The following is a 20,091-nucleotide window of genomic DNA, read 5'->3' on the forward strand; positions in this document are numbered from 1 at the left end:
GACATTCACCTGTTTTTGGTGGTTGATGGGGTGTTGACCTATCCCGTGTGTGCCGTGCAACGATCGCCTTTTGGATTTTAGCTGCCACCTCGCGTAACTCCCTTGACACAGGAGGACAGTTGAACACCAGCATCTCCCGGCGCAGATTTCTGCAGACGGCGGCGGCCGGGACCGCCGCCGTGGCCGGTGCGGCCGGGGCGGCCGGTGCCGCCGTCGCGCTGCCCGGGGGCGCGACGGCGCCCCCGGCGGCGGGCTCGGGGCGTACCGTCCTCTCCTTCACCGGGGCCACCAACGGGGCCGCTTCCCTCTCCCCCGCCGGTGACCGGCTGATCGCCGAGGTGCAGAACGTCCTGTGGTCCGTCCCGCGCAAGGGCGGGGACGCCGTGGCGATCACTCCGGTGGATCTCGAGCCCACACGGCCCGTGCACTCGCCCGACGGCAAGTGGCTCGCGGTGTGCGCCTACCGGGACGGGGGCTTCCACATCTGGACGCTGCGGACCGACGGGTCGGGGCTGCGGCAGGTGACGGACGGGCCGTGGGACGACCGGGGGCCGGCGTGGTCGCCGGACGGGACGCGGATCGCGTTCGCCTCCGAGCGCGGGGGTGATCCGGTGGCGGGCAGTCCGTACCGGGTGTGGGTGGTGGACGTGCGGACGGGCGGGCTGACGCAGGTCACCGGGGTGGCCGGGCAGGAGGGGCCGGGGCAGGACGGGGCGTGGGAGGACTTCGATCCCGTCTGGTCGCCGGACGGGAGTCGGCTGTGGTTCGTGCGGGGCCGCGTGGTGGGGACGTCGCTGGAGGCCCGTACGGTCGCCTCCGTGCCGGCCGACGGGCGGGGGCCGGTGCGGACCGAGCACACCGAGAGCGTCGCGGCGCAGGTCATGACGCCCGCCGTCGCGCCGGGCGGGCGGCTGGCCTATCTGCGGACGACCGCCTCGCCCGAGGCCACCTGCACCCTCGTCGTGGACGGCGGCGCGGTCGCCGTCGACGGGGACGTGGAGCCCGTGCCCCCGCGGTGGGTGTCCGGCGAGGAGCTGCTGCTGACGGTGAGCGGCCAGTTCCGGATCATCCGGCCGGAGGCGGCCGGGGCCACGGAGGCACCGGCCGCCGACTCCCTGCCGCACCCCTCGGCGGCCCCCGCGCCCACCCCGCCGGCCGGGGCCCGCACCGCGCCCTCGGTCACGATCCCCTTCATGGCGAAGCTGCCGGTGGACCGTCCGCGCTACGAGGTCAAGCGGTACGACTTCGCCGCGGGCGGCGGCGCGCGGCGCGTGCGTGCCGTGCATCTGCCCGCGCTCTCCCCGGACGCGCGCCAGGTGGTCTTCGCCGCACTCAACTCCCTCTGGGTCGCGGACGTCTCCGGCGGCCGGGCGCCCCGGCAGGTGGTACGGGCCGACCCCACCCGTTTTCTCCACTCGCCCTCCTGGACCCCGGACGGGAGGGCGCTGCTCTACGCCGACGACCGCGACGGGCTGTTCGCCGTCCGCCGCCACGACCTGGCCTCCGGCGAGGAGACCGTGCTGGCGGACGGGGGGCGCGTACAGCCCGCGCTGTCGCCGGACGGGACGCGGCTCGCGTGCCTGGACCTGTCCGGGAACCTCCTCGTCCGCGACCTGGTGGCCGGCGAGGACCGGGTGCTGGCGGCGCCGCTGGGCGCCGGCGGGCTGCCGGGCAGACCCAGCTGGTCACCGGACGGGCGCTTCGTCGCCCTCTGCGACCGCAACCGCCTCAATCAGCGGTTCCGTGAGGGCTACAACCTCATCCGCGTCGTCGACACCCGGCACGGCAGCACCCCCCGTCTGCACGCCATCGCGCCGCACGCCTCGATCTCCGACCGCTTCGACGCGGGGCCCGTCTGGTCGCCGGACGGCCGCTCCATGGCCGTGATCAGCGAGTCCGCGCTGTGGCTGGTGCCCGTACGGGCCGACGGGACGCCCGAGGGCGCACCGCGCCGGCTGACGGACGAGGCCGCCGACCACCCGTCGTTCTCCGCCGACGGGCGCAAGATCCTCTACCTGTCCGCCGGGCGGCTGCGGCTGCTGGACACGGCGAGCGGCAGCACCCGTACGCTCTCGGTCGCGCTCGACTACCGGCGCCCGGCCCCCGCCGACACCGTCGTGCGCGCCGGCCGGTTCTGGGACGGCACGGGCACGACCGTGCGCGAGGACATCGACATCGTGGTGCGGGACGGCCGCATCGCCGCCGTCGAGCCGCACCGGGCCCGGCGGTCCGCCCGGCGCACGGTCGACGCCTCGCACCGGACGGTGATCCCCGGCCTGTGGGACGCCCACACCCATCCGTGGCAGGTCACCTACGGCGGCCGGCAGACGGCCCTGCAGCTGGCCTACGGCATCACGACGGCGGTCTCCTTCGGCGGAGGCGCCTACGAGCAGGCCCGTATCCGCGAGGCCGTGGCGGCCGGCGCCCTGGCCGGGCCGCGGCTGCTGAGCACCGGGGAGCTGCTCGACGGGTCGCGCGTCGCGTACAGCATGGGGCGCGCGCACCGCACCCGGGAGGGGCTGCGCCGGTCGCTGAGCCGTGGCGAGGCCCTGGACTGGGACTTCGTCAAGACCTACGTCCGCGCGCCGGGCTGGGTGATGCAGGAGGCGGCGCGCTTCGCGCACGAGCGGCTCGGGGTGCGCTCCGGGAGCCATCTGTGCTCGCCGGGCATGCAGCTGGGCCAGGATCTGACGACCCATCTCCAGGCCACCCAGCGGCTGGAGTTCGGGCACGCCACGTCGGCGACGGGGCGTTCGTACCAGGACCTGACCGAGATCTACACCGCGGGCGACTTCCATCTGATCGCCACGCCCTTCACCTCGGTGCCGCTGCTGGGCCAGGACCCCGCCCTCGCCAAGGACCCCCGCGTCACCGAGCTGATGCCGCCCTGGGACGTCACGCTCGTCCAGCAGACGGCCGCCAAGGCGCCCACCACCGCCCAGCTGGACACGCTCCGTCGTGAGCTGGAGGTCTACCGGCGGGTGCTGGAGGGCGGTGGGATCGTCGCCCTCGGCACGGACGCCCCGCTGGTGCCGGTCGGCCTCTCCCTGCACATGGGGCTGCGGGCCCTGCACCGGCACGGGCTGTCGGCCGCGCAGGCGTTGCGCACCGCGACCGTGCTGCCCGCGCGGGTGTTCGGCGCGGAGCGGGACCTGGGCACGCTGGAGGTCGGCAAGCTCGCCGACGTCACGGTCGTCGACGGCGACCCCTTCAGCGACTTCGACACGCTCGTACGGACGACGTCGGTGCTGAGCGGCGGCGTCGAGTACCGGCAGAGCGAGCTGGTCGGGGCCTATGAGCGGGCGGGGAAGCCGGCGGTGCGCCACGGCCGGCCGCACGAGGACTGGCCGGCCGTCGGGCGGCAGCTGCGCCGCGACTCGTGCTGCGACATGGAGCACGGCCCGGGCCACTGACGGCCCGGCTCCGGCAAGCCGACCGCCCGCGCACTCCCCCGAGGCGGGTGCGCGGGCGGTCGTCCCGGTGGGCCGTTTCCTACTCCTTGATCTCGTAGGAGTCGCCGTAGACCTTCCACTTCAGCGGCGGCTGGAAGTCGAAGTTGCCCTCCTTGACGAACACGCGCTGCGCGGTGTCGACGCGGCTGGTGTCCTCGTGGGCCTTCTCGCTCTGCATGGCCTTCTTACGGGCGTCGAGGAAGGCGTTGAGGTACGTCTTCTCGTCGCCGCCCTGCGCCGGGGGTTTCGCCTTCGACAGGGCGGTCTTGCGGATGCCGCCGAAGCTGTACTTCCCGTCGCCGCCGCCGTGCATGACGATCGCGTCGTAGTAGATGAACTGGCCGAGCGCGCGCAGACCGTCCTGCTTGGCCTGCTTGACCGAGGGGTTGAAGTACACCCGGTCACGCTCGGACTCCTGGGCGTCCTGGAACGCCTTGTCCTGGGCGGCCTTGCGCCAGGCGTCCTCGAAGGACTTGCCCAGGCCGTCGTGCGAGTCGCCGCCGTTGACCTTGCGCAGGGCGGGGAGGAACTTGGCGAGCGGGTTGCCCGGCTTCTGCTTGGTGTAGAGCTCGACGAGGTCGAGCATGTCGCCGGTGCCCGAACAGAAGCCGATGATGCCGGCGGTGTAGCCGCGGCCGTCGCCTATGTCCTCGATGTACTTGAACTGGCCGCGCCAGTCGAGCGAGGAGTTCTCCGCGCTGGAGACCACCCGCATGGCGATGTCCTTCTTGTGCGGGTCGTCCAGGCCGGTGGCGGCCGCGGCCGACACACCCGCGTCCGGGAGTCTGGAGGGTGCCGCCGCCTGACCGACTCCCCCCAGGACCAGGGAGAAGGGCAGGGCCACCGCCATCCCGGTGAGGACGACCCGAGCGGTCCTCCTCGTCATCTGCGCCGTCATCTGCGTCGAGGTGCGCGTGGGCATGCAGAACTCCGTTCCCGATCGTCCGGAATGGGTTAGGAAGCTTTCCTAACCGTTGTCAGGCATTGAAGCGGCCGGTCCACTTGCCTGACAAGGGGGACACGCACGCGTGTGCGTAAAAACGCCAAACGTTCGAAGATCGTCGGCTGACACCCCACCAGATCCGGCCAACGGCGTTGCTACGCCCGCAGGATGGACTCCGCCTCGCTCGCGCCGGCCGGCCCCGCCCCGGCGGCCGGAGCACCGGCGGCCGCCTCCGTGCCCGCGACGACACTGTCGGCCGGCACCGCGGCCTCCCGGCCCGCCGGACGTGCCGCGACCGCCCGCCACCACAGCTCGAGCGGCAACCCCACGCCCGGCTCGAAGGGCTGGCCGGGCCGTGGGGCGACGACCCGCGCTCCGGTGCGCCGCCCCGCGGTGACCGTCCCCTCGGCGGGCTCGTCCCAGGGGTGCGGAGCGAGGTTGAACGTGCCCCAGTGGATCGGCAGCATGACGCCCGCCGCCGCGTCGCCGCCCTGGAGGTCGAGGTGGGCGCGCATGCCCTCCTCGGGCGTCATGTGGATGTCCGGCCAGAACTCGCTGTACGCACCGATCTGCACCATCGTGGCGTCGAACGGCCCGTAGCGGTGGCCGATGTCCGCGAAGCCCGGGAAGTAGCCGGTGTCGCCGCTGTGGAAGATGCGGTGCTTCTCGCCCGCGACCACCCACGAGGCCCACAGCGTGTGCTGGGTGTTGCGCAGCGCCCGGCCGCAGAAGTGCCGGGCCGGGGTCGCGGTCAGGGTGAGTCCGGCGACGTGGGCCGATTCGTGCCAGTCGAGCTCGGTGACGCGCTCCGCCGGAACGCCCCAGTGCTCCAGGTGGGCGCCGACGCCGAGCGGGACGACGAAGGCCACCCCGGTCCGGGCCAGCGCCCGGACCGTCGCCATGTCCAAATGGTCGTAGTGGTCGTGGGAGATGACCACGGCGTCAAGGGGGCCGGTCTCGGCCAGCGGCACGGGCACGGGGTGCAGCCGTCTGGGGCCCGCGAACGAGAAGGGCGAACAGCGCTCCGACCACACCGGGTCGAACAGCACCCGGGCGCCGTCGATCTCGGCCAGCACGCTGGAGTGGCCCATCCAGGTGAGCCGCAGCCCCGAGGCGGCGGGCGTGGCCAGGTCCGCGACGGTGGTGGGGTGGACGGGCACGGCGTGGGCGGGGGCCCTGCGCAGGCGCTCCTCCTTGCGGAAGTACGTGGGCAGGAACGCCAGCATGGACGAGGACGGCGTGGCCCGGGTGCCCTCGGGGTTGACGAACACGCCGCCGGAGAAGTTCGGCGACCGCCGGATACGCGCCATCCGCTCCCCCGCCGGATCCGCGCCGAACGCGGCCGGGCGCAGCGAGTCGAGTGGTGAGTACGTCGGGCGGGAGCCGGTCACGGCGCCTCCAGGGCAGTGGGGGCACCCCCATGCCGTCGGGCCGTGGGGGAGGCGGGTCACCCTCATTATCCGGCCACGCCGGTCACAGCCCGCTCACCCGCAACGTGATGTTCAACCGTCCCTTCAGCCCCAGGGCCGCGGGAGCGGTGCCCGGCAGCGTCCGGGGGACGCCGTGGTAGGCCAGGCGCGAGGGGCCACCGAAGACGAAGAGGTCGCCGCTGCGCAGCTCGACGTCCGTCCAGGGGCGGCCCCGGTCCTGGGTGTTGCCGAACCGGAAGACGCAGCTGTCGCCGAGGCTGAGCGAGACGACCGGCGCGTCGGACTTCTCGTCGCTGTCGCGGTGCGGGCCCATCTTCGCGGTGTCGTCGTAGAAGTTGACGAGGGCGATGTCGTACGCCTCCGGGCCGGCCTCCCGCCCGTAGGCGTCCGCCACCGCGCGCCGGGCCAGCTCGTCCAGCCAGGGCGGGAACGGCTTGACGGGCGATCCGTCGCCGTCGACGACGGTACGGGCGTAGCCGTAGGGGAACCAGTGCCAGCCCAGTCCGACGGATTGGACGGACATCTGCCCTCCGCTCGGCATCCGCACCCTGTGCAGACCGGCCGGTGGCCTGGCCCACTGGCGGCAGGCCTTGAGCAGGCGGAGCTGGGCGGCCCCGTCCAGCCAGGCGGGGAGGTGGACCGCGCCGGGGGCGATCTCCGCCGGGGGCCGGGGGAAGAGCTCACCATCCATGCCGCCACCCTAGGACAGGCCACTGACACCGCCCCTGACCTGCGGTTTCAAAAATCTTTCGGAACGGTGTCACGTTTTCGCGGGGCCGGTCCGTCGTACGGTGGAAAGCAACCGCTCCTCTTCTGCTGGAGGCACCGGCCATGGCCCGCGTTCCGCTCGATCCGTCCCGCACCCCGCTGACCCGTCTCGCCGCGTGGTACAGCAGGCGCGCCTACGGCAAGGTCCTCGACCCGCTGATGGCGCTGGCGCACAACCGACGGGTCCTGGTCTCCGACTCCCTGTTCGAGTTGTCGGTGGCCCGCTGGAAGAAGCTCGACCCCGGTCTGAAGGACCTCGCCGTCATGGCGTCGTCCGCGGCCATCGGCTGCTCCTGGTGCATGGACTTCGGGTACTGGGAGAGCCGGCGGCGGGGCGTGTCGCACGAGAAGCTGCGCGACGTGCCGCGCTGGCGGGACAGCCAGGTCTACACCCCGTTGGAGCGGGACGTGCTGGAGTACGCCGAGGCGATGACCGCCACTCCGCCGGTCGTCGAGGACGAGCTGGTGGAGCGGCTGCGCGGGCGCCTGGGCGAGGCCGCCCTCGTGGAGCTGACGGCGATGGTGGCGGTGGAGAACCTCCGCTCGCGCGTCAACTCCGCGCTGGGGCTGACCAGTCAGGGCTTCAAGGACCGCTGTGACGTCCCGGCGCGTCCGGGGGCGTGAGGGCGGCGGGGCGCCCGTTCAGCCCTTGCGGCCCACTCCTCCGTAGAAGATGGTGTTGCTGAGCTCCTCGGGGCCGGGCACCGGGCCGTCGGGTCGCCACAGCGGCACCCGGACGAGGCCGGGGTCGAGGAGCTCGAAGTCGCCGAAGAGCGGCTCGATGGCGGTCCGGCCGCGCAGGTTGAGGGCGGCGGTGGCGTTCTTGTAGACGTCCAGCACGCCGTCGCGGGCCACGGTGTCGGTGCGGCCGGCGGCGTAGCCCTCGTACGGCTCCTCGGTGGCGTGGGAGAGGACGAGCACGCTGCCGGCGGGCAGGGCGTCGCCGAGGGTGGCGACGATGCCCGCCGGGTCCTCCTCGTCCTTGACGAAGTGCAGGACGGCGACGAGGAGCAGGGCCACGGGCTGATCGAAGTCGATCAGCCCGCGGACGACCGGGTCCTCCAGGATCGCCTGGGGGCGGCGTACGTCCGCGAGCGCGAACCCGGCGCCGCCCGCGTTGGTGAGCTTCGCCCCCGCGTGGGTGGCCACGATGGGGTCGTTGTCGACGTAGGCGACGCGGACGTCCGGCGCGATCTCCCGTGCCACCTCGTGGGTGTTGGGCGAGGTGGGGATGCCGGTGCCGATGTCGAGGATCTGGCGGATGCCGCCGCGCACCGCCGCCTGCACCGCCCGGCGCAGGAAGGCGCGGTTGGCGCGGGCGGACAGCCGCACCTGGGGGTGGACCTCGATGACGCGCTCGGCCGCCGCGCGGTCGACCTCGTAGTTGTCCCAGCCGTCGAGGTAGTAGTCGTACATGCGGGCCGGGTGCGGCCTGCTGGTGTCGATCTCCTCGGCGGGGAAACCCTGTCCGCCCGCGCCTATGCCGGGCATGCCTTGCTCGATCACGCCGTGTTCCCCTTCGGTACGCATGCAGTTGTCGCCGCTCGGTCGGATGCGGCCGGCCCCTCGCGCCTGTCCGGCCCTACTCGGCGCTCACGCTCGGTCCCGCCAGCAGGAAGTCGGCCTCGCCGGCCTTGGCGCCCCGGATGAAGGTCTCCATCTCGTGGTGCGTGTAGATCAGCGCGGGGCCGCCGGGGTCGGTGGACTGCCGCAGGGCGATGCGGCCGTCCACCAGTCGCATGACCTCGACGCAGCTGCCGCCGTTGCCGCCGCTCCACGGCTTGCTCCAGCCCTCGGTGCCGAGGTCGCTCGCGGGCATGCCGTTGTATATGTGATCCAGATCCATGGTTCAGATCTCCTTACGAATGCCACCCAGGATCGCCTTGGTGGTGTGTGCCGGCGCGGCCTGCGCGCACATCCGGTCCAGGGCTTCCAGGAAGGACGAGACGTCGTCGCGCTGGTCGAAGTACGAGGCTCCGACGAGGTTTTCGGCGTACGCGATGTCCGGCAGCTCCTGGATGGGGAACCGGAAGATATGGAAGGGGCCGTACATCGCCGGGTGCGGGCCGGCGGCGAACGGCATGAACTGCAGCCGTACGTTGGGCATGTCCGTGGCCTCGATGAGCCGGTCGATCTGGGCGCGCATCACCTCCGGCCCGCCGATGGGCCGGCGCAGGACCGTCTCGTCCATCACCACCCACAGCAGGGGCGCCCGGTCCCGGGTGAGCAGGGCCTGGCGCTGGCGGCGGACGGTGACGGCGCGCTCGATGTCGGCCTCGCGGGCGTGCGGCATTCCGGCGCGGAGTACGGCGCGGGTGTAGTCCTCGGTCTGCAACAGGCCGGGGATGTAGTGGGGTTCGTAGGCGCGGATGAGGTTGGCCTCGCCCTCCAGGCTCACGAACGCGCTGAACCACTCGGGCAGCACGTCGCGGAACCGGTGCCACCAGCCGGGGCGGTTGGCCTCGCGGGTGAGGGTGAGGAAGCCTTCGACCTCCTCGGGGTCGAGGACGCCGTAGACGTGGAGGAGCTTCTCCACATACGGGATCTTCAGCCCGACCTCGGCCTTCTCCATCCTGCGGACGGTGGCGTGGGTGACGTCCAGGGCGCGGCCCGCCTCCTCGTAGGAGAGCCCGGCCTTCTCCCTCAGGTCCTGCAGCCGTCTGCCGAGCACGACCCTCAGGACCGTCGGCGCGCCTGCCGGCCGCGAGTCCGCCACTGTCCACCCCCTCCAACTGCCGTCATATGCCAGCAGTGTGCCACGCAGTCTGTCGGCCGGACAGACTGTCCTTGCGATTCTGTAATTTGCAGATTGAACCTTGCCACAGATGAGCTCTATCGCACATAGTTGCGGAGTGCTCCCCTCCCATGACGCACCCTCGCTCGGGTTCTGCGGCAGCTACCTCGCCGGCCGCCTGCAGGACGCCTTTCACTTCCCCGCCCTCAACGCCTCGGTGGCGGAGGCGCGAAAACGAGTTCTCGCGCGGCTGCGGGAGTGGGGCATAGACGAAGTGGCCTGCGACGATGCCCAGTTGGTGGTGTCGGAGCTGTTCACCAACGCGGTGCGGCACACGGACAGCGACAAGGTCAGCTGTCAGCTGCGGATCAGCGCGGTGGCCCTGCGCATAGAGGTCGCGGACCAGGGGCACACCCCGACGGAGCCCAGAGCGCGGTGCAGCGGTGCGGACGAGGAGAGCGGGCGCGGACTGCTGCTGGTCGGTGCGCTGTCCCAGGCCTGGGGGGTCCGGCCCGACGACACCGGCCGAGGCCGTGTCGTCTGGGCCGACCTGCCGCACGGGCGGCTCCCCCGCTGACCCCCTCGTATACGGCCCTAGAGCGGCAGCAGATCCGGCCGCTTGGGCTCGACGTTGTCGCCCGAGGACTCGCCGCGCAGCCGGCGCCCGATCCACGGCACCAGGTGCTCGCGCGCCCAGTGGATGTTGTCGCGGCGCACCTCGGCGGGCGACCGCTGGCCCTCGTCCGGCCATTCCTGGTCCGGGTCGGCCGGCACCCGCAGACCGAGCACCTGGGCGGCGCGCAGCGCCACGCGGGTGTGCCCGTCCGCCGAGAGGTGGAGCCGGTCCTCGTCCCAGGCCCGCCGGTCCTGCACCGAGCGCAGCGACCACAGGTCGAGCACCGGGCAGTCATGACGGTCGGCGATGGAACGCACATGGGCGGTGTAGGTCGCGATCTTGCCCCGCAGGTGACGCAGGACCGGCACGCCGCGGGTGTCGAATCCGGTGCACAGCAGCACCGTGCCGACGGAGTCCTTGAGCCGGACCACGGCCGCCTCGTAGCGCTCCGCCACGTCGTCCGGGTCGCTGCCCGGCCGCAGGATGTCGTTGCCGCCCGCGCAGAAGGTCACCAGGTCCGGGCCGAGCTCGACGGCCCGCGGCACCTGCTCCTCGACGATCTGGTCCAGGAGGCGCCCCCGGACCGCGAGGTTGGCGTACGTGAAGGAGTGCTCCGCCTGCTGGTCGGAGAGGAGTACGGCCAGTCGGTCGGCCCACCCGATGAAGGTGCCGTCGGGTCCTGGATCGCCGACGCCCTCGGTGAAGCTGTCCCCGACGGCTGCGTACGACCCGATCGCGCTCTTGCTGAATGAATTCGAATCGTCTGCCACGTCAGTACATCTTTCACCTTACGGAGTGACCTACGCCACCGTAACCAGGGGTTGACGTGCCGTGATGTATCCCACCCCGGCAAAATGCCGTCAGCCGGAATACGATCGGCTGCGGCATCCGCGACCCGAGGAGCGCACGTGACCCAGACGCCGCACGTCCCGTCGACCGAGCCCGAGCTGGCCGGAATCCGCAACTTCCGCGACCTGGGCGGGCTGCCGGCCGCCGACGGGCGGCGGGTACGGCCCGGCGTCCTGTTCCGCAGCGGCCACCTCGCGCACGCGACGGACACGGACGCGGCCTTCCTCGACTCGCTCGGCCTGCACACCGTATTCGATTTCCGCAACGCCGCCGACATCGCCCTGGAGGGCCCGGACGTCGAGCTCACCGGGGTGCGGAACGTGAACATCCCGCTGTCCGACCCCGCGGACGGCAGCGAGTTCTGGCGGATGGTCCGCGACGGCGGCCTGGACACCCTGCGGTCGGTCCTGGGCCAGGGCCGGGCCGCGGACCGGATGGCCGAGTCGTACCGCACGATGATCGTCACCCGCACCGCCGAGCACGGCCGGGTGCTGCGCACCCTCGCCGACGACAGCGTGCCCGCCCTGATGCACTGCGCCGCCGGCAAGGACCGGGCCGGACTGTCGATCGCGGTGACGCTGCTCGCGCTCGGCGTTCCCCACGAGGCCGTCGAGGCCGACTACCTCGAGTCGAACGCGCCGCACCGCCGCTACCGCGTGCGGCGCGGCGACGGTACGGACGCGGACCGCTCGCCCGAGGTGAGCGAGCTGCTCTCGCCGCTGTTCGAGGCGCGGGCGGCGTATCTGGCCGCCGCGTTCACCGCGATCACCGAGACCTGGGGGACCACGGAGCGGTATCTGGCCGAGGGGCTGGGAGTGGACCCGCTGATGCGCGAGCGGCTGCGGGAGCTGCTGCTCACGGACTGACCGGGCAACGTGGGGGCCGTGCGCCGCGGCCCCCACGGTCCCCTCAGCGCCCGCCCACCGCCTGCTTGACCAGCGTCCGCCCGAAGTCCCACATCAGGGCGCCGCCGTCGTGGGCGTCGTCCATGACCGCCTCGAAGGCCGTCACGAAGCGGTCCACCTCCCGCTCGCCGATGATCAGCGGCGGGATCAGCTTGATGACCTCCAGATGGTCCCCCGAGACCTGGGTGAGGATGCGGTGCCGCTGCAGCAGCGGCACCACGACCATCTGGGCGAAGAGCCCCTTGCGGGCCGCCTGCAGCATCGTCCAACGGCTGCGCAGGCCCAGCGACTTGGGCTTGCCGAACTCGATGCCGATCATCAGGCCGCGGCCGCGCACCTCGTGCAGCAGCTCGTACTTGCCGACCAGCGCCGCCAGCCGGGAGCGCAGCAGCTCGCCGGTCTCCCGGGCGTTGGCCACGATGTGCTCGTCCTCCATGACGGCGAGCACCGCGAGGCCTGCCGCCATGGCCTGGGCGTTGGAGCCGAAGCTGGCCGAGTGGACCAGCACCCGGTCCATCGAGGAGTAGACCTTCTTGAAGATCCAGTCCTTGCCGAGCGTCGCGCCGACCGGGACGTAGCCGCCGGAGAGCGCCTTGGCCACGCACACCAGGTCGGGCTCGACCCCCTGCTCGTGCTGATAGGCGAAGAACTCCCCCGTGCGCCCGACGCCGGTCTGCACCTCGTCGGCGATGAGCAGTGCCTTGTGCCGGTGCAGCAGCTCCTGTGCCGCGCGCAGATAGCCCGGCGGTGCGAGCTGGACGCCCTTTCCCTGGATCGGTTCGATCACCAGGGCCGCCACGTCGCCGCGGCCCAGCTCCCGCTCCAGCCGCTCCAGGTCGCCCATGGGGACCGCGGTGTCCGGCAGCAGCGGCGCGAAGCCGTCCCGGAAGCCGTCCTCGCCGTTGACCGACAGCGAGCCGGCCGTGAGCCCGTGGAAGGCGTGGGAGCAGTACAGCACCCGGGGCCGGCCGGTGGCGTACCGGGCGAACTTCAGCGCGGTCTCGACGGCCTCGGTGCCGCTGTTGCCGAAGAACACCCGGTCCAGGTGGGGCGCGTAGGACAGCAGCTTCTCGGCGAGCAGGCCCGGCAGCGGCGAACAGTCGAAGCGGGTCAGGTCGGCGAGGGAGGCGTCGAGGACGTCGTGGAGCGCCTGGCGGACGACCGGATGGTGGCGCCCCACCCCCATCACCCCGAAGCCCGCGAGCATGTCGAGGTAGTCCTGCCCCTCGGAGTCCCAGAAGTAGGCGCCCTGGGCCCGCTCGTAGACCTTGTCGAAGCCGATGGTGCGCAGCATGCGCGGCAGCTGGTGGTTGAGGTGCCGGGCGTGCAGGTCGTACCGTTCGCCACCGCGCTCGGCCAGCAGCCGGGTCAGGTCGAATCTCTTGGTGCCGTCGGCCGTCATGCGTTGTCGCTCTCCTTACCGACCAGGGCGGCCTCCTTGCGGCCGGGTCCGGCTTCCCCTGGGGCCTGCGGGGCCTCCTTGCGGGCCAGGGCCGCGCTGATCCGCCCGGCGATCTCGGCGGGGGTCAGCCCCAGGTCCGCCAGCACCTCGGCCCGTTTGGCGTGCGCCAGGAACTGCTCGGGGATGCCGAAGGTGCGCACCGGCAGGTCCACGCCTGCGTCGCGCAGCGACTGGGCCACGGCGCAGCCGACGCCGCCGGTGCGGCTGTTGTCCTCGATGACGGCGACCAGGCGGTGCCGGCCGGCGAGCGCGGGCAGCGCCTCGTCGACGGGCTTGACCCAGCGGGGGTCCACCACCGTGCAGGTGGTGCCGCGCGCCTCGAGCAGCTCGGCGGCGTTCAGCGCCACCGGCGCCATGGCCCCGACCGCGACGAGCAGGACGTCCGTGACCGCGGCCTCCTGGTCGGGGCGGGCGAGGACGTCCATGCCGCCGACGCGGCCGAGGGCGGGGACGGGCTCGCCCACGTTCTCCTTCGGGAAGCGCACCACGGTCGGCGCGTCGTCGACGTCGACGGCCTCGCGCAACTGGGCGCGGAGCTGGTCGGCGTCGCGCGGGGCGGCGATGCGCAGGCCGGGGACGACCTGGAGGATCGACATGTCCCACATGCCGTTGTGCGAGGGGCCGTCGGTCCCGGTGACACCGGCCCGGTCCAGGACGAAGGTGACGCCGCACTTGTGCAGGGCCACATCCATCAGGACCTGGTCGAAGGCCCGGTTGAGGAAGGTGGCGTAGACGGCGAAGACCGGGTGCAGACCGCCCGTGGCCAGGCCTGCGGCGGAGGTCGCGGCGTGCTGCTCGGCGATGCCGACGTCCCAGACCCGATCGGGGTAGGCCTCGGCGAATTTCGTCAGGCCCACGGGGTGCAGCATCGCCGCGGTGATCGCGACCACGTCCGGCCGCTCGGCGCCGATCCTCAGCATCTCGTCGCCGAAGACCGAGGTCCATGACGTCCCGCCGCCGGTGGACAGCGGCTGGCAGGTCAGGGGGTTCATCACCCCGACCGTGTGGAAGCGGTCCGCCTCGTCCTCCAGGGCGGGCTGGTAGCCGCGGCCCTTCTGGGTCCGGCAGTGCACGACGACGGGCCCGTGGAAACGTTTGGCCCGGCGCAGCGCCGATTCGACGGCGGCGACGTCGTGCCCGTCTATCGGGCCGAGGTACTTCAGTCCCAGGTCCTCGAACATGCCCTGCGGGGCGAAGGCGTCCTTGAAGCCCTTCTTCGCGCCGTGCAGCGACTCGTACAGCGGCTTGCCGAGGAGCGGCACGCGCTGGACGGCGTCCTTGCCCCAGGACAGGGCGCGTTCGTAGCCGTCGGTGGTGCGCAGGGTGGCGAGGTGGTTGGCGAGGCCGCCGATGGTGGGGGCGTAGCTGCGCTCGTTGTCGTTGACGACGATGATCAGCTGCCGGTCCTTGGCGGCGGCGATGTTGTTCAGCGCCTCCCAGGCCATGCCGCCGGTCAGGGCGCCGTCGCCGATGACGGCGACGACGTGGCGGTTCCAGCGCCCGAGCACCTGGTTGGCCTTGGCGAGGCCGTCGGCCCATCCCAGCACCGTGGAGGCGTGGCTGTTCTCGATGACGTCGTGCTCGGACTCCTCGCGCGAGGGGTAGCCGGACAGGCCGCCCTTGCCGCGCAGCTTGGAGAAGTCCTGGCGCCCGGTGAGCATTTTGTGGACGTACGACTGGTGGCCGGTGTCCCACAGGATGCGGTCCGCGGGCGAGTCGAAGGCGCGGTGCAGGGCGATGGTCAACTCCACCACGCCGAGGTTCGGGCCGAGATGGCCGCCGGTCCTGGCCACGGCGTGGACCAGGAAGTGGCGGATCTCCTCGGCGAGGTCGGTCAGCTCCTCACCGTCCAGTGCCTTCAGGTCGCGCGGACTGCGGATGTTCTCCAGCAACGACACGCCGGCCCCCTCCTTTGTCGGCCTGGTCGTACAGGCCTCGTTGTCGGACTCCGCCGGTCAGAGCACGGTGACGGCGGGCGGCCCGGAGAGGGCGCCGTCCGCCTCCATCTGCTCGGCGAGCTTTATCGCTTCGTCGATGAGGGTCTCCACGATCTTGGACTCGGGGACGGTCCTGATGACCTCGCCCTTGACGAAGATCTGACCCTTGCCGTTGCCGGACGCCACGCCCAGGTCGGCCTCGCGGGCCTCGCCGGGGCCGTTGACGACACAGCCCATCACCGCGACGCGCAGGGGCACCTCCATGCCCTCCAGGCCCGCGGTCACCTGGTCGGCGAGTTTGTAGACGTCCACTTGCGCCCGGCCGCAGGACGGGCAGGAGACGATCTCCAGACGGCGCTGACGCAGCCCCAGGGACTCCAGGATCTGGATGCCGACCTTGATCTCCTCGGCGGGCGGGGCGGACAGCGAGACGCGGATGGTGTCGCCGATGCCCTCCGAGAGCAGCGCGCCGAAGGCGACGGCCGACTTGATGGTGCCCTGGAAGGCCGGGCCGGCCTCGGTGACGCCCAGGTGCAGCGGGTAATCACACTGGGCGGCCAGCTGGCGGTAGGCGTTGACCATGACGACCGGGTCGTTGTGCTTGACCGAGATCTTGATGTCGCGGAAGCCGTGCTCCTCGAAGAGCGAGCACTCCCACAGGGCGGACTCCACGAGCGCCTCGGGAGTGGCCTTGCCGTACTTCTCCAGCAGCCGCCGGTCCAGCGAGCCGGCGTTGACGCCGATGCGGATCGGGGTGCCGGCGTCGCCGGCGGCCTTGGCGATCTCCTTGACCTTGTCGTCGAACTGCCGGATGTTGCCCGGGTTGACCCGGACGGCCGCGCAGCCGGCGTCGATGGCGGCGAAGACGTACTTCGGCTGGAAGTGGATGTCCGCGATGACCGGGATCTGGGACTTCCGGGCGATGACCGGCAGGGCGTCGGCGTCGTCCTGCGACGGGCACGCCACCCGGACGATCTGGCAGCCGGAGGCCGTCAGCTCCGCGATCTGCTGCAGCGTCGCGCCGACGTCGGCCGTGACCGTCGTCGTCATCGACTGCACCGACACCGGCGCGTCCCCGCCGACCGCCACCGTCCCGACCTGGATGCGCCGGGCGGGGCGGCGCACCGCCAGGGCCCGGGCCGGTACGGCGGGGAGCCCGAGGGATACCGGCTCCGTCGTGGCCATGGCCGTCAGCCCCGGTTGCCGGAGACGGTCTCGCGGGCCGCGCGCAGCGACTCCTTCAGCGAGCCCATGGTGGCCAGAACCGCCGTCGGTTCGTATCCGCAGTGGGCCATGCAGTTGGCGCACCGCGGGTCCTTGCCGCGCCCGTACTTGTCCCAGTCGGTCTCCTCGATCAGCTCCCGGTACGTCGGGACGTAGCCGTCGCTCATCAGGTAGCAGGGGCGCTGCCAGCCGAAGAGGGAGTAGTTGGGGATGGCCCAGGCGGTGCAGGGGAAGTCCGCCTTGCCCTCGAGGAAGTCGAGGAACAGTGGGCTGTGGTTGAGCCGCCAGCGGCGCCGGTTGCCGCCGGCGAAGGCCTTCTTGAACAGCTCGCGGGTCTGCTCGACGCCCAGGAAGTGCTCCTGGTCGGGTGCCTTCTCATAGGCGTAGGCGGGCGAGATCATCATCTCGTCCACCCGCAGGTCGTCGTTGAGGAAGTTGAGGACCTCGACGATGGTCTGCGGGGTGTCGGTGTTGAAGAACGTCGAGTTGGTGGTGACCCGGAAACCGCGCCGCTTGGCCTCCTTGATGGCCTCCACCGCTTCGTCGAATACGCCTTCCTTCGCCACGGACTCGTCGTGACGCTCGCGCAGTCCGTCGATGTGCACCGCGAATGCGAAATACGGGGAAGGTGTGAACTTCTCCATTTTCTTCCGCATCAGCAGGGCGTTGGTGCACAGGAAGACATACTTCTTCCGGGCCACCAATTGGCGTACAATCTCATGGATCTGAGGGTGCATGAGCGGCTCGCCGCCCGCGATCGAGACCATCGGCGCACCGGATTCCAGAACCGCGCCGACCGCCTGGGCAACGGGCATGCGCTGCTTGAGAACGCCTGCCGGATGCTGGATCTTGCCACAGCCCTCGCACTTGAGATTGCAGGCGAAGAGCGGTTCGAGTTCGACGATCAGCGGGAACTTCTCCCGCTTCCGGAGCTTCTGCTCAAAAAGATAGGTCCCGACCCGGATGGTCTGGCGGAGCGGCATGGCCATCTAGCTCACCTCCTGGGGAGCAGCAAAGAACGGTGCCATTCGAAAAAGGCCGGAAGGACGGTGCGGAGCACGCGGAAAGCCGATATTCCACCCCGCAAGGTCCCGATTCGTACGAGTTCATGTTCTGGAGCGTCCACGACCACTCTTACGGCCGCAACCGGGCGTGTGCCGGCCCGCGCGGCGCTTCGGAGCGTCGCGGCCGACTCCATGTCCACGGCCAGTGCGCCGGCGGCGTGCAGGGCCGCGCGTTCCGCGCCGCGCACGACGTGGTCGGACCCCACGAGCAGGCCGGTGTGGATGACGCGCCGGGGCGCCACGTGCGCCAGCTCCTTGGCGAGCAGTTCCACGCCGGTGCACTCCGTGCGCCCCGTCGCGTCCCGTGTCTCGTCGGCGACGACCAGGTCGCCGGGGTGCATTCCGGGGGCCAGGCCGGCGCAGAAGCCGGTGGCGATGACGGCCGCGTCGGCACGGACCGTGCCGTCGGTCAGGGCCCGGGTCACCGCCCGTTCCGCCGCCTGGGGCCCCATGCCGGTGCGCAGTACGGTCACGGGCCCGGCGGCGCCGCCCGCACCGCCGCGCAGGGCCAGGCGCTCGATGCCGAGCGCGCAGGCGACCAGCAGCGGTGCGGGGGCGGGGGTACCCGTGCCGGGGGTCATCAGCCCTCCAGCCGTTCGGTGGCGAAGGGCTCGCCGTGCACGTACCGGCCGAGCGCGGTGAGCGGGAAAACCTGGCGGTAGAGGTGGTAGTTGATGGAGAAGTCCCAGGGGAAGCCGGTGCCGGTGAACTGCGGCTCGTCCCAGGAGCCGTCCTCGCGCTGGGTGTCCGCCAGCCAGTGCACGCCCCGCTCGACGGCCTCGCTGTCGTGCTCCCCGGCGGCCAGCAGGGCCAGCAGCGCCCAGGCGGTCTGCGACGCGGTGGAGGCGCCGCGCCCGATCCACTCGGGGTCCCGGTACGAGCGCAGGTCCTCGCCCCAGCCGCCGTCGCCGTTCTGCACGCCGCGCAGCCAGGCCACGGCCCGGCGGATCGCCGGGTGGCCGGGGGGTAGTCCGGCGGCGACCAGGGCCGGGACGACGCAGCCGGTGCCGTAGACGTAGTTGACGCCCCAGCGGCCGAACCAGGCGCCGCACTCCTCCTGCTCGGCCAGCAGCCACTCGATGCCGCGCCGGGTGCGCGGGTGGTGCTGCTTGCCGAGGACCGCCAGCATCTCGACGACGTGCGCGGTGACGTCGGCGGAGGGCGGGTCGACGACCTCGCCGAAGTCGCAGAACGGCAGCCGGTTGGGGAAGGGGCTGGTGTTGTCGGCGTCGAAGGCGCCCCACGCGCCGTTCCGCGACTGCATGCCCGCGGTCCAGCGGGCGGCCCGGCGGACGGCCTCCTCGACCCGCCCGGGGTCGGGGTGGCGGACGCGCTTGAGGGCGAGGACGACCTCGGCGGTGTCATCGATGTCGGGGTAGTTGTCGTTGTGGAACTCGAACGCCCAGCCGCCGGGGGGCAGTTCGGGCCGCCGTACGGCCCAGTCGCCGGAGCGCAGGATCTGCTCGTCCAGCATCCAGTCGGCGGCCTTGACGAGCGCCGGGTGGTCGGGGCGCACACCCGCGTCGGCGAGCGCGACGGTGGCCAGGCAGGTGTCCCACACCGGGGACTGGCAGGCCTCGATCATCCGGACCGGGGCGCCGTCCGGGTCCTCGTGCCATACGGCGAAACGGTCCAGCGACTGGAGCCCGGCGCGCAGCACCGGGTGCTCGAGGTCGTAGCCGAGGAGGTGGAGGGCGATGACGGAGTAGACGGCGGGCGGCTGGATGCCGCCCCAGCAGCCGTCGTTCTCCTGCCGCTCGACGATCCAGCGCGCCGCCGAGGCCAGTGCGGCACGGCGCAGCGGGCGGATCGGGAAGCGGTGATAGGCGTGCAGCACCTTGTCCAGGCGCTGGAAGAGGCCGTCCCAGCCGGTGAGGGGGGCGAGCGGGCGGGGCGGGACGGGCCGGCGCGGGTCGGTGTGCAGCTCGTCGAGGGCGAAGGGCGCCGGGCGCACGGGGCGCAGCGCGGAGACGATGGTCAGCGGCACGATGGTCTGCCGGGCCCAGCAGCCGAAGGCGTAGATGCCGAGGGGGAACTTCTTCGGCAAGTAGACGATTTCCGGGGGGAGTTCGGGAAGGTCCTCCCAGCGCCACCAGCCGAAGAGGGCCAGCCAGATGCGGGTGAAGACGCGGGCGGCGGCGATGCCGCCCTGTGCGCGGATCCAGGCGGAGGCCGCGGCCATGTGGGAGGCGTCGGGGGCGTCCCCGGCGAGCCGCAGGGCGACATAGGCCTCGATGGTGGCGGACAGTTCGGCGGGGCCGCCGTGGAAGGTGGCCCAGGTGCCGTCGGGGCGCTGCTGGGAGCGGATCCAGCGGGCGGCGGCCGCGGTGGTCCGCTCGTCCTGGATGCCCAGGAACCGGCGGAGCAGCAGGTCCTCGGCGTCCATGGTGACGTTGGTCTCCAGGTCGCCCTTCCACCAGCCCTGGGGGTCCTGGCGGGACAGCAGGTGTTCCACGGCGCGGGTGGCGGCCCGCTGCGCGGCTTCGTACGTCTTCGGCGACCCGGTGGCCGCCACGTGCGGAGGCAAAACGGTTGTGCTCGGGCCGGCCTCGGCTGCACGGGGCGGCAAGGCCCCGGTGCCGTCGGTCGTCGCTGTCATGGCTTCCCCTAATGCAGTGAGTTTCTTCTCTGCCGTACTGCTTGTGACTGCCGTACTGGGGGGCTTCCGTCGGCCGGTGCCGCACAATTGACACCGGCCGGCGACCGC

The 20,091-nt window shown here is 72.0% G+C and carries 17 protein-coding genes; 4 read left to right on the forward strand and 13 right to left on the reverse strand.

From position 1 onward, the window contains the following. The first annotated feature begins 119 nt into the window (after positions 1–119). Entirely contained in the window at positions 120–3,413 is a 3,294-nt protein-coding gene (locus ACIGXW_RS16220) for an amidohydrolase family protein (RefSeq protein WP_399573577.1), read from the forward strand. A 79-nt stretch (positions 3,414–3,492) separates the two neighbouring features. Here ACIGXW_RS16220 and ACIGXW_RS16225 read toward each other — a convergent pair whose 3' ends face one another. From ACIGXW_RS16225 to ACIGXW_RS16235, 3 genes are all read right to left on the reverse strand, one after another. Continuing rightward, positions 3,493–4,374: a chitosanase gene (locus ACIGXW_RS16225; RefSeq protein WP_399573578.1), complete on the reverse strand. Its 882-nt coding sequence runs from the start codon at positions 4,372–4,374 to the stop codon at positions 3,493–3,495. 176 nt (positions 4,375–4,550) lie between these two features. Then, entirely contained in the window at positions 4,551–5,786 is a 1,236-nt protein-coding gene (locus ACIGXW_RS16230; protein WP_399573579.1) for an MBL fold metallo-hydrolase, read from the reverse strand. A gap of 82 nt (positions 5,787–5,868) precedes the next feature. Next, positions 5,869–6,516, reverse strand: coding sequence for an alpha-ketoglutarate-dependent dioxygenase AlkB family protein (locus ACIGXW_RS16235; protein ID WP_399573580.1), 648 nt, complete (start codon positions 6,514–6,516; stop codon positions 5,869–5,871). Between the two features lie 140 nt (positions 6,517–6,656). Here ACIGXW_RS16235 and ACIGXW_RS16240 point away from each other — a divergent pair, with 140 nt between their 5' ends. Continuing rightward, positions 6,657–7,217 (forward strand): carboxymuconolactone decarboxylase family protein, encoded by a 561-nt coding sequence (locus tag ACIGXW_RS16240; RefSeq protein ID WP_399573581.1) that lies wholly within the window; start codon positions 6,657–6,659, stop codon positions 7,215–7,217. Positions 7,218–7,235: 18 nt separating this feature from the next. On the opposite strand, the gene ACIGXW_RS16245 is transcribed toward ACIGXW_RS16240, so the two are convergent. The 3 genes from ACIGXW_RS16245 to ACIGXW_RS16255 all read right to left on the reverse strand — a co-directional run bounded on the left by ACIGXW_RS16245 (position 7,236) and on the right by ACIGXW_RS16255 (position 9,309). Further along, a complete protein-coding gene (locus ACIGXW_RS16245) occupies positions 7,236–8,084 on the reverse strand; it encodes an SAM-dependent methyltransferase (protein ID WP_399574030.1) in 849 nt (282 codons plus the stop codon). A 91-nt stretch (positions 8,085–8,175) separates the two neighbouring features. Further along, positions 8,176–8,439 (reverse strand): DUF397 domain-containing protein, encoded by a 264-nt coding sequence (locus tag ACIGXW_RS16250; RefSeq protein WP_071965397.1) that lies wholly within the window; start codon positions 8,437–8,439, stop codon positions 8,176–8,178. Positions 8,440–8,442: 3 nt separating this feature from the next. After that, on the reverse strand, positions 8,443–9,309 hold the full coding sequence (locus ACIGXW_RS16255; RefSeq protein ID WP_071965398.1) for a Scr1 family TA system antitoxin-like transcriptional regulator: 867 nt from the start codon (positions 9,307–9,309) through the stop codon (positions 8,443–8,445). 136 nt (positions 9,310–9,445) lie between these two features. On the opposite strand from ACIGXW_RS16255, the gene ACIGXW_RS16260 reads away from it, so the two are divergent. After that, the gene (locus ACIGXW_RS16260) at positions 9,446–9,904 is read left to right on the forward strand and encodes an ATP-binding protein (protein ID WP_360914509.1); all 459 of its coding nucleotides are present in this window, start codon (positions 9,446–9,448) and stop codon (positions 9,902–9,904) included. Between the two features lie 17 nt (positions 9,905–9,921). Here ACIGXW_RS16260 and ACIGXW_RS16265 read toward each other — a convergent pair whose 3' ends face one another. Next, positions 9,922–10,713 carry an SGNH/GDSL hydrolase family protein gene (locus ACIGXW_RS16265; protein WP_071965399.1) on the reverse strand — a complete coding sequence of 264 codons (792 nt, stop codon included), beginning with the start codon at positions 10,711–10,713 and terminating at the stop codon, positions 9,922–9,924. An 84-nt stretch (positions 10,714–10,797) separates the two neighbouring features. Here ACIGXW_RS16265 and ACIGXW_RS16270 point away from each other — a divergent pair, with 84 nt between their 5' ends. Then, positions 10,798–11,658, forward strand: a complete 861-nt coding sequence (locus tag ACIGXW_RS16270) for a tyrosine-protein phosphatase (RefSeq protein ID WP_079274265.1) — start codon at positions 10,798–10,800, stop codon at positions 11,656–11,658. Between the two features lie 43 nt (positions 11,659–11,701). On the opposite strand, the gene ACIGXW_RS16275 is transcribed toward ACIGXW_RS16270, so the two are convergent. The 6 genes from ACIGXW_RS16275 to shc are packed head-to-tail and all read right to left on the reverse strand — an operon-like array spanning position 11,702 to position 19,983. Next, on the reverse strand, positions 11,702–13,099 hold the full coding sequence (locus tag ACIGXW_RS16275; protein ID WP_399573582.1) for an aspartate aminotransferase family protein: 1,398 nt from the start codon (positions 13,097–13,099) through the stop codon (positions 11,702–11,704). Continuing rightward, complete coding sequence (gene dxs / locus ACIGXW_RS16280) at positions 13,096–15,057, reverse strand: 1-deoxy-D-xylulose-5-phosphate synthase (protein ID WP_399573583.1); 1,962 nt, start codon at positions 15,055–15,057, stop codon at positions 13,096–13,098. Before dxs ends, ACIGXW_RS16275 begins: the two co-directional genes overlap by 4 nt. Positions 15,058–15,114: 57 nt before the next feature. Beyond that, the gene (ispG, locus tag ACIGXW_RS16285; protein ID WP_399573584.1) at positions 15,115–16,281 is read right to left on the reverse strand and encodes a flavodoxin-dependent (E)-4-hydroxy-3-methylbut-2-enyl-diphosphate synthase; all 1,167 of its coding nucleotides are present in this window, start codon (positions 16,279–16,281) and stop codon (positions 15,115–15,117) included. 5 nt (positions 16,282–16,286) lie between these two features. After that, entirely contained in the window at positions 16,287–17,309 is a 1,023-nt protein-coding gene (gene hpnH, locus ACIGXW_RS16290; protein ID WP_071965404.1) for an adenosyl-hopene transferase HpnH, read from the reverse strand. A gap of 5 nt (positions 17,310–17,314) precedes the next feature. Next, positions 17,315–17,965 (reverse strand): 1-hydroxy-2-methyl-2-butenyl 4-diphosphate reductase, encoded by a 651-nt coding sequence (locus ACIGXW_RS16295; RefSeq protein WP_399573585.1) that lies wholly within the window; start codon positions 17,963–17,965, stop codon positions 17,315–17,317. Beyond that, on the reverse strand, positions 17,965–19,983 hold the full coding sequence (gene shc, locus ACIGXW_RS16300; protein WP_399573586.1) for a squalene--hopene cyclase: 2,019 nt from the start codon (positions 19,981–19,983) through the stop codon (positions 17,965–17,967). The genes ACIGXW_RS16295 and shc overlap by 1 nt, the downstream gene beginning before the upstream one ends. Positions 19,984–20,091 lie beyond the last annotated feature (108 nt).

The organism is Streptomyces sp. NPDC053079, assembly GCF_044546695.1.
Lineage (GTDB): Bacteria > Actinomycetota > Actinomycetes > Streptomycetales > Streptomycetaceae > Streptomyces.